Below are 11,549 nucleotides of genomic sequence, written 5' to 3'. Positions count from 1 at the left end.
GGTCGACGATGTCGTCGCCGGCGACGGAGCGCCGGACCCCTCGCACCGTCAGAGGCGGTCGACGATCGCGGAGGCGAACTCGGAGCACTTGACCTCGGTGGCGCCGTCCATGAGTCGGGCGAAGTCGTAGGTGACGACCTTGTCGCCGATGGTGGCCTCGACCGCGGTGATGATGTCGTCGGCGGCGTCCTGCCAGCCGAGGTGCTCGAACATCATCACGCCCGAGAGCAGTACGGATGACGGGTTCACCTTGTCCTGGCCGGCGTACTTCGGCGCCGTGCCGTGGGTGGCCTCGAACACACCGTGGCCGGTGACGTAGTTGATGTTCGCCCCCGGCGCGATGCCGATGCCGCCGACCTGGGCCGCGAGGGCGTCGGACAGATAGTCACCGTTGAGGTTCATCGTCGCGATCACGTCGAACTCCGACGGGCGGGTGAGCACCTGCTGGAGGGCGATGTCGGCGATGGCGTCCTGGACGAGGATCTTGTCGCCCGCGTCGCCGCCGCAGTCGTCCCAACCGACCGCGACATCCGAGAACTCCTCACGGACGAGCTCGTAGCCCCACTTCTGGAAGGCGCCCTCCGTGAACTTCATGATGTTGCCCTTGTGGACCCAGTGGACCCGCTTGCGGCCCCGCTTGACCGCGTACTCGATCGCGGCACGCTGGAGGCGCTGGGACCCCATCTTCGAGATGGGCTTCACGCCGATGCCGGAGTCCTCGCGGATCTCCCAGCCGAATGCGTCGTGCAGCATCTCGATCATCTTCTTGGCTTCCGGCGTGCCGGACTCGACCTCGAGGCCCGCGTAGATGTCCTCGGTGTTCTCGCGGAAGATCACCATGTCCACGAGCTGGGGCTCCTTGACCGGTGACGGCACGCCGGTGAACCAGCGCACCGGGCGCAGGCAGACGTAGAGGTCCATGATCTGACGGATCGCAACGTTGAGGCTGCGGAAGCCACCACCGATCGGCGTGGTCAGCGGACCCTTGATGCCGATGAGGTACTCGTTGAAATCGTCGATCGTCGCCTGGGGAAGCCAGTCGCCGGTCTCGTTGAAGGCCTTCTCCCCGGCGAGGACCTCCCGCCACTCGATGGTCCGGCCGTACTTGCCGGCGGCGGCGTCGAGCACGAGCTTCGCGGCAGGCCAGATGTCGACCCCCGTGCCGTCACCTTCGATGAAGGGGATGATCGGGTTGTCGGGTACGGCGAGCGTGCCGTCGTCCTGCATCGTGATCTTGTCAGCCATGCGGGCGACCTTATACCGATGCGCCCCCGAAACGAGACGTCAGCGGATGTCGATCCGCTCGCAGATCCGGACGGTCGCGGCAGCCTGATTGAGCGTGTAGATGTGGACGCCGGGGGCGCCCCCGGCCAGCAACTCGTCGATCTGGCGGACCGTCGCGTCGACGGCGATCTCGAGCCGCTCGTCGGCATCGGCAGCCGCCTCGAGGCGGCTCCACAGCTCCTCGTCGACCGCCGAGCCGTTCATGTCGGCGAAACGACGGACGCTCGCCGGATTGATCACCGGGATCACGCCCGGAAGCACCGGTGTGTCGCAACCGAGCGCCGCGAGGTCCTCCATCATGGCGAAGTAGTCGGCGGGGTCGAAGAAGAACTGGGTGATGCCGAAGTCCGCCGCGTCGAGCTTCTCCGCGAGATGGTGTCGGTCCGATTCACGCGAGACGGAGCGGGGGTGGATCTCCGGGAACGCGGCGACGCCGATCGACATGTCGCTGTGCTCCCGCAACGCCTCGACGAGCTCGAGCGCGTAGCGGAAGTCGCCGGGATTGGGGCTGCCGTCCTCGGGGGGATCGCCGGCGAGGGCGAGCATGTTGTGCACACCGTGGGCCTTGTAGTCGTCGATCAGGTCGACGACCTCGGCGTAGCTGTGCCCGACGCACGTGAGGTGGGGCATCGCCGGGAAGGTGCGGTGTTCGATGAAGTCGAGCACCGTGTCGCGGGTGGTCTCACGGGTCGTGCCGCCGGCGCCGTAGGTGACGGAGACGAAGTCGGGTTCGGCCTTCTCGAGCAGGTCGACCGTGGCGCGCAGCTTGGACCGGGCCTCGTGGGTCTTGGGCGGAAAGAACTCGAACGAGAGGGTGCGGCCGCGTTCGAGCAGATCACGGATCGTGGTCATGGCGCACCAAGGTACGCCTTAGCTTCGTGCCGAAACCGGGGCATTCGACTCATTCACGGAACCGAAACGCGGCGTGTTCCACAGACCGGAATCGTTCCGCGAACCGGGACAGAATCGCCCCGGAACCGGGCGATCAGATGCCGAATCCCTCGTTCTCGCAGTCGACCACACCCGCGTTGATCGGGGCGGCGACGCCCGAGGGGAAGTCGACTCGCCATGCCTCGACCGCAGGGACCCATTGGGCCGAGCCGTCGCCGGGGTCGTACCAGGCGAACACGCCCTCGGTCGGGTCGCCGCCGAGCCGGCAGCGGGCGGAGAACGCCCAGCCGTTCTCCGGCAGGTAGGTCGTGAGGACGAGGTCGGTCCGGTGCCAGATCGGGATGCCGTCGTCGGTGCGCTCGATGAGCTCGGAGACCCACACCTCCATGTCGCCGCCGACGTCGTACCAGGCGACGACATCGTCGACGGTGCCCAGCCCCCACTGTTCGACGGCCCAGTCGAACGCCTCGTCGATGATCGCGCCGCCGAGATAGACGTGGGTGTCGGCCAGCGCCTCCTGCATCTCGGCGGTGGTGAACGACTCGAACAGGGCGGGATCGGTCGTGCTGGGTGGGGGCAGCGTGGTGGTGGTCGACGTGGATGTCGTCGTGGTGGTGGTGCTCGTCGTGGTCGTGGTGGTGGTGCTCGTCGTGGTCGTGGTCGACGTGGTGGAGGACGTCGGAGCCGTGGTCGACGTCGTCGTGGACGTCGTGGTCGTCGACGCGTTGTCGCCCGCGTCGTCGCTACAGGCACTCGCGAGCATCGCCACGAGAAGGAGGGCCGCCGTGATTCGCATTCCCCAATCGTTGCACGCGCCAGAGGCGCGACCGGTCATGTCCGGATGAGCTCGTTCGCCTCGTCGAACACCGCCTGGAGTCGTGCGCCCACGTCCTCGCTGAAGGCGGTCAGCGCCGGGCGACTCATCCGCCCCTCTGGCGCGGCGATCGGCTCACCGACGACCACCGCCGTGGGGACCCGCTTGATCCCCTTGGAGCCGGACGCCAGGGCCGCCTCGGTCCCCGCGATCCCGATCGGGATGATCACGGCGCCGGTCTTGTTCGCGAGATAGGTCATCCCGTCGAAGACGCCCTGGACCCGGTCACCCGACTGCCGCGTGCCCTCGGGGAAGACGATCATCATCTCGCCGTCGTCCAGGATCGTGCGAGCCGCCCGCATCGCGTCCCGGTCCGCTTCCCCGCGTCGGAGTGGGATGGCGCCCAGCGCGGCACAGACCCAGGCACTCACCGGGTTGGTGAACAGCGAGCGTTTGCCGAGCGCCCGCATCCGGCGGGTGCCGGCCCCGGCGATCAGCGGGGCGTCGAGATTCGAGCGATGGACCGGAGCAATGATCACCGGCCCCTCGGTGCTGAGGTGTTCGGCGCCGCGGATCTGCGTCCGCAACCAGCGATGCAGCAGGGTGCGGATCAGGAAGTGGACGACACGGTAGAACGCGAGCGACGAGCGGTTGTGGCCGACCCGCTGGGCCCATTCGAGACTCTTCGCCGGCTTCTCCCCGACGGAATCGTCGGTCTCGGCCGCATCCGATCCGGTCATCAGTGCAGGAAGTGGCGTTCGCCGGTGAACACCATTGCGATCCCCCGCGCGTCGGCCGCGGCGATCGTCTTCTCGTCGTTGACCGAGCCACCCGGCTGCACGATGATCGCCGCGCCGGCATCCGCCGCCGCCTCGATCCCGTCGGGGAACGGATAGAACGCGTCGCTCGCGCAGGCACCGTCCTTGGCCCGTCCGTCGGCCTTCGTCGCCGCGATCTCCCCGGACTCGACGCGATTCTGCTGACCGGCGCCGATGCCCCACGCGACGCCGTCCTTGGCCAGCACGATCGCGTTCGAGTTCACGTGCCCGCAGATCCGCCAGGCGAACGCGGCGTCGGCGAGTTCCTGGGCCGTCGGTTGACGCTGGGTGACCACCTGCCAGTCGGCGGGCTCCGCCGCGAAGTGGTGGGCGTCCTGCACGAGATAGCCGCCGCCGATCTGGCGGATCTCGAGCCCGGTGGCCGGCGCGGGAGGGGCGGCCGTCAGCAGGCGGGTGTTCTTGCGCTTGGCGACGAGTCGCTCGATCACGCCGTCGGCGTAGCCCGGCGCGATCACCACGTCCGCCTGCGCCGCGTCCTCCATGGCCTCGACCGTGGGGAGGTCGATGATCCGGTTCGTCGCGACGATGCCACCGAACGCGCTGCGCGGGTCGCAGGCGAACGCCCGCTGGTAGGCCGTCGCGAGGTCGTCGGCGATCGCGGCACCGCACGGATTGGCGTGCTTGATGATCGCGACCGCGGGTTGATCGCCGAGGTCGTGGGCGAGCCGCCAGGCCGCGTCCGCGTCGAAGAGGTTGAGATAGCTGAGGGCGACGCCGGCGTGCTGCTCGACGGTGTCCCACATGCTCGTCTCGCCGATCGGGCGGTAGCGGGCACCGGACTGGTGGGGGTTCTCGCCGTAGCGGAGCACGTCACGGCGCTCGAGCGCGAGATGGATCGTGGGCGGCAGGGTGTCCGCCTCCTCGTCCGTCTCGTCGAACCACGTGACGATGGCGGCGTCGTACGCCGCGGTCTGGGCGAAGGCGGACCGGGCGAGGCGCCAGCGAGTGGCGTGCGAGAGCCACCCTTCGGCGCGCAACTCGGCGAGCACGGTGCCGTAGTCCTCGGGATCGACGAGGACGCCGACCTGGGCGTGGTTCTTGGCCGCGGCCCGCACCATCGCCGGGCCACCGATGTCGATCAGCTCCTCGGGTCGGCCCGCGCCGTGCTGGAACTCGGCGATGCTCGTGCCGAACGGGTAGAGGTTGCCGACCACGAGGTCGATCGGCACGATGTCGTGCTCGGCCATGTCGGCCCGGTGCTCGGGGTCGTCGCGATCGGCGAGGATCCCGCCGTGGACCTTCGGGTGCAGGGTCACGACGCGGTGGCCGAGCATGATCGGCGAACCCGTGTGTTCGGCCACGTCGGTGACGGGAAGGCCGGCGTCGGCGATCGCCCGGGCCGTCCCGCCGCTCGAGATCAGCTGCCACCCGAGGTCGACCAGACCGGCGGCCAGATCGGCGATTCCGGTCTTGTCGTAGACGGACAGAAGGGCGCGACGGACGGGTTCGTTCGACATCACGGGCGAACCTAGCAAAGCCGTCGTGAGCGACCTTCCACGGCGACGACCCCCTCTTGGTATTACTGTGTCGGTTCAGGTGTAGCCGCGGGAGGGCTCATGGAAAACAACGACATCAAGCCGAGCACGATCATGCTGATCGCAGGAGGGGTGGTGCTGGCCATCAGCACGTTCCTCGACTGGGCGGAGATCGGATTCAACATCGACTTCGACGACGTCTTCGGAAGCGGGAGCCCGGACCTCGGGGTCAGCGGCTGGGAGAACGACGCCTTCGGACTGTTCGGCATCTTCGTGTTCCTGATCGGTGCCGCCGTCGCCGGCGGGGTCGCCGCCCAGCAGTTCGCGGGGGTCAAGATGCCGGACAAGATCCTCGGCTTCGACCACAACCAGCTCCACTTCATGCTCGGCATGATCGCCTTCGTTCCGTTGTTCGGCTTCTTCCTCGGTGGTCCGAGCGAGATCGGCGTGCTGCTCGGCTTCATCGCTTCCGCGGTGATCGTCGCCGCTGCGGTGATGGACATGCGGGCGACGGACGGTGGCGGCGGCGAAGCCCCCACGCAGTTCTGAGCTTCAGGGGCAGCCGCCCGGCGCATTCGACGTCGGCGCCTGCCGCACCGGATTGTCCGGTTCGACATACCCGTCACCGACCTCGTCGGTGACGAGGAAGCGGGCAATGGCTTCGGCCAGTGCCATGGCAATCGTGGATCGGCCCTCCTCGTCGTCGAGGAGGGCCGTTTCGCGCCCGGCCGACGCCAGCACCGTGACGCGCACGGCGGGCGGCGCGCTCGCGCGGAGCACGGCGAAGTAGTCCTCACCCCGCTGGTTCAGCAGCGGGCGCACCCCGGCGTCCGCGAGGGCAGACCATTCCCCGCCGATCGCCACGAGCGCGGCGCGCAGGTGGGTGTGGACGAGGCCCCCGAGCCGCCGGCTCTCCGCATCGTCGCTCTGGTGGTGCACGGCGGGCCGCGGCGTCGTCGTCGACTCGCCGCCGTCGCCGAGCGCGAGCGTGATGAACGCGGCGGCCCCGACCGCGGCCCCGGCCGCGCCGCGGGTCTCGCCGGACAGGGGGCTGTCGGACGTGCGGGTCAACGTCACCGCGATGTCGTGCTCCCGCAGGTCCTCGGCGACGGCTTCGGCGAGGACGAGGACCCGGGCCGCGTCGTCATCGTCGGCTCCCCCACCGGCCGGGTCGAGCACGACGTGCTGCGGGCCGACGAGCACCGCGGTCGACGCCGGTTCGACGGCGGTCTCACGGCAGGCGCCCCGGATGTTCCACACCTCACCATCCGTGCCGGTCACGGCGCGCAGGGTGCCGTCCGCCGCCCGCACCGCGCCGGGGATGTCCGTCGGCAGCGGGGGGAGCCGGGTGGAGATCGGGGCCGTGGTGGTCGTGGTCGTGGAGGAACTCGAGCCGTCGGCCGGAACCTCGCTGGTCGACGTCGAGTCGTCGAACAGGGTGGGCACCGGATCGCCTCCTTCGTCGCCCGTGCAGGCGGCGGCGAGCAGCACGACGAGCGCGCCGACCGCGAGCGGCCGCCTCACTCCAGCTCCGGATCGTCGCAGTTGGTGGTGCGCCCGGCACCCGTCGGTCCGTAGCCGCGAAAGATCGGGTCCTCCGTGAACCCGGAGCCCGGATCGTCCGTTCCGGTGAACCGGTCGACGGCATCGACGACGGCACCGGCGAGCGCATCCTGGACGTCGGCCCGGTTCAGCAGCTCCTCCTCCACCGGATTCGTGATGTAGGCGAACTCGGCCAGCACGCTGAGCACCGGGCCGGGGCGCCGCAGCACGCCGTAGTAGTCGAGCCCCTCGCGGTTCTCGCGCGGCATGGCGCCGGCGTCACTCATCGCGTACCACTCCGACCCGTACCCATCGAGGGCCTCGCGCGTCTCCTCGTAGAGCAGGCCGGCCAGCCGGCGGGACTCCTCGGACGCGACCTGGTGGAACATCTCGGTGCCGGGCGTCGGGCTGAGCGCGTCGATGCCGGCGTTGTGGTGGATCGAGATGAAGGCGATCGGGTCGAGGGCCCGTCCGATCTCGGCGCGGGTCACGATCGGCACCCGCACGTCTGCGTCCCGCACGAGCATCACCGAGTATCCCGCGGCCTCGAGACCGTCGCGCACGCGCCGGCTCACCTGGAGGTTGATGTCCGCTTCCTTGGTGCCGCCCGGACCGACCGCACCCGGTTCCGAGCCGCCGTGTCCCGGGTCGATGACGATGTCGACCGAGTCGACGAACGTGCCGGACCCGATCACCGCTTCGCTCCCGCATGGCGTCCACACGCGGAAACCGTCGTCGAGCCGCTCGAGCACGGGCACGACCCAGCCGGTCGGGGTGCGGACGACGCCGGAGGTCTGGCCGTTGATCGGCACCCCCTGCTCGTCGAAGGCGAGCGGCGGCACCGGCAGGGTCGTCGTCGTGGTCGTCGTCGTGGTGCTGGTCGTCGTGGTCGTGGTGGTGGTCGTCGAGGACGTCACCGTGCTGGGCGTGACGACGTCGGGCTCGTCCGCGAGCTCGACCGAGGAGGTCCCACACGCGGCGGCGAGAAGAGCGACAGCCACCAGGGCGCGAGGGATCACGACTCCACGCTGTCAGCCACCGGACCCCAAGTGGTGACACCCCGAGATGGGACGGGGCTCAGAGCCCCGTCCCATCTCGTCCCCTCTCTCGAATGCGTCAGAGACCGGCGACGATCTCGGCCATGAGTTCGCCGGCTTCGGTCGGGTTGTTGCCGACCTTCGCACCGGCGTCCTGGAGCGCTTCCATCTTGGCGGCAGCCGTGCCCTTGCCGCCCGAGACGATGGCACCGGCATGCCCCATCTTCTTGCCGGGAGGAGCGGTGACGCCCGCGATGTAGCTGGCGACCGGCTTGGTCATGTGGTTCTTGATGAAGTCGGCGGCTTCCTCTTCGGCCGAGCCACCGATCTCGCCGATCATCATGACGGCCTTGGTCTCCGGGTCGGCCTCGAACGCTTCGAGGCAGTCGATGAACGAGGTGCCCGGGACCGGATCGCCGCCGATGCCGACACACGTCGTCACGCCGATGTCCTTCTGCTTGAGCTCGTACAGCGCCTGGTAAGTGAGCGTGCCGGAGCGGCTCACGATGCCGACCGGGCCACCCTCCTTGGCGATGTGGCCGGCCGTGATGCCGATGTTGCACTTGCCCGGGCTGATGATCCCCGGGCAGTTCGGGCCGAGGAGGCGCACCTTCGGGAAGCTCCGCTTCAGCTCGTTGTAGAAGTACGCCTCGTCGTGGGCCGGCACCCCTTCGGTGATGGCGACGATGAACTCGACGCCACCCTCGGCGGCCTCCATCACCGCGCCGCGCACGCCGGGTGCGGGAATGAAGATGCAGCTCGCGGTCGCCCCGGTCGCCGCCACCGCGTCACCCACGTTGGCGTAGATCGGGACGCCGTCGACGTCGGATCCCGCCTTCTTCGGGTGCGTGCCGGCGACCACCTGGGTGCCGTACTCGGCGTTCAGGCGGCCGTAGTAGCTGCCCTGCGAGCCGGTGAGACCCTGGTAGATGACCTTGGTGTTCTCGTCTACGAAAATGCTCATGTTCGTCTGGTCCTTCAGCTCGCCAATTCGACGGCTTTGCGGGCCGCGTCCAACATCGTCTCTTCCATCATCAGCTTGTCGTCGAGGTTCGGGGCGAGGATCGCCCGACCTTCGTCGGCGTTCGTCCCGTCGAGTCGGATCACGATCGGCGAGTCGATGGCGACCCGGTTCATCGCCTCGATGATGCCGTTCGCCACCTCTTCGCCGCGGGTGATCCCGCCGAAGATGTTGATGAAGATCGACTTCACGGCCGGATCGTTGTTGATCACCTCGAGGGCGCCCGCCATCACGTCGGCGTTCGCGCCGCCGCCGATGTCGAGGAAGTTGGCTGGGCTGCCGCCGACCTGGTTCACCACGTCGACCGTGCTCATGGCGAGGCCGGCGCCGTTGGCGATGACGCCGACCGAGCCCTCGAGCCCGACGTACTGCAGACCCTTCGCGTGGGCTGCCTCCTCGCGCTCGTCGCGGGGCTGGGTCTCGTCGTACTGGGCGTAGTCCTCGTGGCGGAACTCGCTGTTGCCGTCGAGGGTCACCTTGGCGTCGAGCACGTGCACCTTGCCCTCCGGCGTGAGGATGAGCGGGTTGATCTCGACCAGATCGGCGTCGCCCTCCGTGTAGGCGGTGTAGAGCTTCTGGAGGATGTCGACGGTGCCCTCGACCGCGGCGTCCGGCAGGTTCGCGGCCGCGACCCAGGCGCGGGTGACGTCCTCGTCCAGCCCGTCCACCGGATCGATCCAGACTTTCGCGATCGCGTCCGGGTTCTCCTCCGCGACCGTCTCGATCTCGACGCCGCCTTCCTTCGACAGCATGCCGAGGTGCTTCTTGGCCGAGCGGTCGAGCGTGAACGAGGCGTAGTACTCCTCGGCGATGTCGCTGGCCTTCTCGATCCAGAGGCGCTGCACGATGTGACCGTTGATGTCGAGCCCGAGGATGTTGCCCGCATGCTCGCGGACGGCATCGATGTCGCCGGCGAACTTCACACCCCCGGCCTTGCCGCGACCACCGGTGTGGACCTGGGCCTTCACCATCACGGGCGTGCCCAGCCGTTCCGCGGCCGCGACCGCCTCGTCGACGCTGAACGCCGCCTCGCCGGGACTGACCGGCATGCCGTACTGGGCGAAGAACTCTTTGCCCTGGTGCTCGAATAGATCCACCGGATCCTCCTGATAAGACGCGAAAAGTGCCGCACCGGCCGAAGCGGCCCCACGGCGGCACTCGGGCGATACTAGGCGGGTCCCTGCACCCCCTCCACATTCGCCGAGGAGCTCATGCCCGTCGCCCGCGGACCGCAGATCAATGCTCGCAGCGCCATTCTCGTCGGGCTGACGGGCGTCATCATCGCGCTCGTGCTCGGCGGCATGGTCCTGTGGGTCGCCCGCAGCAGCGGGGACGTGCAGATCCAGCTCGGCGATGCGCAGTTCGATGCCGGCTTCACCACGCGTCAGGCCGAGGAGATCGATGCCCGGGGGCCGATCCTCTACGCCGACGCGGGGAGCAGCGGCCAGCGCGACCTCTACGTCCAGCACGTCGGCGACGACCCCGACGTCGGCTGGCTCGCGTTCTCCGCCCGGCGGGTCGGCGACCCGCGCGACTGCTCGGTCGTGTGGGATCCGGCGACCGCAACGTTCTCGATGGTCTCGAGCACCGACCGGGTCTGCGACGACGTGACGTTCGACGAGCTGGGGTGCGGCCTGGTCCGCTATCCGGTCGAGGTGATCGACGACAAGGTGATCGTGTTCCTCAACGAGACGGCCGAGGAGGTCGCCGCCGCAGTGGGTGACGGGGACGACGATCCCGCACCCGAGGGTCCGGATCTCAGCTGCGCCGACGAGTGATCAGCGGCGCGGGGGAGGCGGCGCGTCCGCCTCGGCATCCTCGGAGGACGCGGAGGACGCGGAGGACGCCGACGCGCTGAAGCGGGACGCAGCGAGCGGGGCGAAGGATGCGCCCGCGCCCGGCGGCGGGCAGGCGTCGACCTCGAAGCGACCGATGTAGATGCCTTCGTGGTCGTTGTAGAGACCGTCACGGGTGTCGAAGTCGAACTGGAACTGCACGGTGCGGCCGCGCGCACCGCCGGGCAGCGAGATGGTGTGGAGCTCGAACCCCGAGGTGTTGCCGATCGACGAGACCGAATAGAGCGTGGAGTTCGGTGGCCCGACCATCCGCAGGCGGAGGCGGTCGTAGCCGTCGTCCTGCGTCTCGACCTCACGCCACACCGTGAAGCGGACCTCGGTGGTCCCCGACGAGGGGATCTCGAACTCGGGGGACAGCACCCGTCCGCTGTTGCGGCTCGAGCCCGTCTCGAAGTTGCCGTTCGTGCCGCGACCGTAGTGGAGCGACCCGCCGTCGCGGCTCGCCTCGGTGTTGTGGTTCCACAGGCCGTCGACGCCGGAGCCCCACGAGTTGTCGATGGTCCACCCCTCGAGTCCGGACGTGAACTCGTAGACGGACACGCCCGAGCAGGAGCCGGTCGCCGCGGCCACCGGGTCCGTGGAGAGCACCGTCGGTACGGCCCAGGTCGCCACGCCGACCGCGGCCGTCCGGCCGAGGAACGTGCGACGACCCATCGTCGTCGGAGCAGACGGCACGCGGACGTCCGTCATCGAAGCGCGCCGCGCTCGGGAACAAGTGACATGTCACCTCTCGTGTCGGCCGATGGCCTTCGGCATCAACGGATCTGGGCCAAAAGTCCCACGTCCCGAA

Annotated in this window: 11 protein-coding genes and 1 pseudogene; 2 read left to right on the top strand and 10 right to left on the bottom strand. The window is 69.1% G+C overall.

The genetic code is table 11. The annotated features are described in order from the left end of the window. Positions 1-48 precede the first annotated feature (48 nt). The 5 genes and pseudogenes from icd to purH all read right to left on the bottom strand — a co-directional run bounded on the left by icd (position 49) and on the right by purH (position 5,285). A pseudogene (gene icd / locus R8F63_19695) lies at positions 49-1,248 on the bottom strand (NADP-dependent isocitrate dehydrogenase). A gap of 36 nt (positions 1,249-1,284) precedes the next feature. Next, complete coding sequence (locus R8F63_19690; protein ID MDW3220832.1) at positions 1,285-2,136, bottom strand: methylenetetrahydrofolate reductase; 852 nt, start codon at positions 2,134-2,136, stop codon at positions 1,285-1,287. A 133-nt stretch (positions 2,137-2,269) separates the two neighbouring features. After that, on the bottom strand, positions 2,270-2,971 hold the full coding sequence (locus R8F63_19685; protein MDW3220831.1) for a hypothetical protein: 702 nt from the start codon (positions 2,969-2,971) through the stop codon (positions 2,270-2,272). Between the two features lie 35 nt (positions 2,972-3,006). Next, positions 3,007-3,729 (bottom strand): lysophospholipid acyltransferase family protein, encoded by a 723-nt coding sequence (locus R8F63_19680; GenBank protein MDW3220830.1) that lies wholly within the window; start codon positions 3,727-3,729, stop codon positions 3,007-3,009. Further along, positions 3,729-5,285: a bifunctional phosphoribosylaminoimidazolecarboxamide formyltransferase/IMP cyclohydrolase gene (gene purH, locus R8F63_19675; protein ID MDW3220829.1), complete on the bottom strand. Its 1,557-nt coding sequence runs from the start codon at positions 5,283-5,285 to the stop codon at positions 3,729-3,731. The genes R8F63_19680 and purH overlap by 1 nt, the downstream gene beginning before the upstream one ends. A gap of 99 nt (positions 5,286-5,384) precedes the next feature. Between purH and R8F63_19670 the strand changes: the two genes are divergently transcribed. After that, complete coding sequence (locus R8F63_19670; GenBank protein MDW3220828.1) at positions 5,385-5,852, top strand: hypothetical protein; 468 nt, start codon at positions 5,385-5,387, stop codon at positions 5,850-5,852. A gap of 3 nt (positions 5,853-5,855) precedes the next feature. Here the strand turns inward: R8F63_19670 and R8F63_19665 are convergent, their stop codons facing one another. The 4 genes from R8F63_19665 to sucC form a co-directional block, all read right to left on the bottom strand. Continuing rightward, positions 5,856-6,827 (bottom strand): N-acetylmuramoyl-L-alanine amidase, encoded by a 972-nt coding sequence (locus R8F63_19665; GenBank protein ID MDW3220827.1) that lies wholly within the window; start codon positions 6,825-6,827, stop codon positions 5,856-5,858. Next, a complete protein-coding gene (locus tag R8F63_19660; GenBank protein MDW3220826.1) occupies positions 6,824-7,864 on the bottom strand; it encodes an N-acetylmuramoyl-L-alanine amidase in 1,041 nt (346 codons plus the stop codon). The genes R8F63_19665 and R8F63_19660 overlap by 4 nt, the downstream gene beginning before the upstream one ends. Before the next feature lie 97 nt (positions 7,865-7,961). Further along, positions 7,962-8,846 carry a succinate--CoA ligase subunit alpha gene (gene sucD, locus R8F63_19655; protein ID MDW3220825.1) on the bottom strand — a complete coding sequence of 295 codons (885 nt, stop codon included), beginning with the start codon at positions 8,844-8,846 and terminating at the stop codon, positions 7,962-7,964. Positions 8,847-8,860: 14 nt separating this feature from the next. Then, entirely contained in the window at positions 8,861-10,000 is a 1,140-nt protein-coding gene (gene sucC / locus R8F63_19650) for an ADP-forming succinate--CoA ligase subunit beta (GenBank protein ID MDW3220824.1), read from the bottom strand. Positions 10,001-10,114: 114 nt separating this feature from the next. Here sucC and R8F63_19645 point away from each other — a divergent pair, with 114 nt between their 5' ends. Further along, positions 10,115-10,681, top strand: coding sequence for a hypothetical protein (locus R8F63_19645; GenBank protein MDW3220823.1), 567 nt, complete (start codon positions 10,115-10,117; stop codon positions 10,679-10,681). On the opposite strand, the gene R8F63_19640 is transcribed toward R8F63_19645, so the two are convergent. Beyond that, entirely contained in the window at positions 10,682-11,449 is a 768-nt protein-coding gene (locus R8F63_19640) for a hypothetical protein (GenBank protein MDW3220822.1), read from the bottom strand. Between the last annotated feature and the right edge of the window lie 100 nt (positions 11,450-11,549).

This window comes from Acidimicrobiales bacterium, assembly GCA_033344915.1.
In the GTDB taxonomy this organism is placed as follows: domain Bacteria; phylum Actinomycetota; class Acidimicrobiia; order Acidimicrobiales; family Aldehydirespiratoraceae; genus JAJRXC01.
The sequence above is the reverse complement of the archived record's forward strand: the minus strand, read 5'-3'. Positions and strand labels throughout refer to the sequence as shown.

Excerpts from the sequence above, each read along its gene's own strand:
- R8F63_19690 (MDW3220832.1), bottom strand. The coding sequence starts at position 2,136 with ATGACCACGATCCGTGATCTGCTCGAACGCGGCCGCACCCTCTCGTTC.
- R8F63_19685 (MDW3220831.1), bottom strand. The coding sequence starts at position 2,971 with ATGCGAATCACGGCGGCCCTCCTTCTCGTGGCGATGCTCGCGAGTGCC.
- R8F63_19680 (MDW3220830.1), bottom strand. The coding sequence starts at position 3,729 with ATGACCGGATCGGATGCGGCCGAGACCGACGATTCCGTCGGGGAGAAG.
- purH (MDW3220829.1), bottom strand. The coding sequence starts at position 5,285 with ATGTCGAACGAACCCGTCCGTCGCGCCCTTCTGTCCGTCTACGACAAG.
- R8F63_19670 (MDW3220828.1), top strand. The coding sequence starts at position 5,385 with ATGGAAAACAACGACATCAAGCCGAGCACGATCATGCTGATCGCAGGA.
- sucD (MDW3220825.1), bottom strand. The coding sequence starts at position 8,846 with ATGAGCATTTTCGTAGACGAGAACACCAAGGTCATCTACCAGGGTCTC.
- R8F63_19645 (MDW3220823.1), top strand. The coding sequence starts at position 10,115 with ATGCCCGTCGCCCGCGGACCGCAGATCAATGCTCGCAGCGCCATTCTC.
- R8F63_19640 (MDW3220822.1), bottom strand. The coding sequence starts at position 11,449 with ATGACGGACGTCCGCGTGCCGTCTGCTCCGACGACGATGGGTCGTCGC.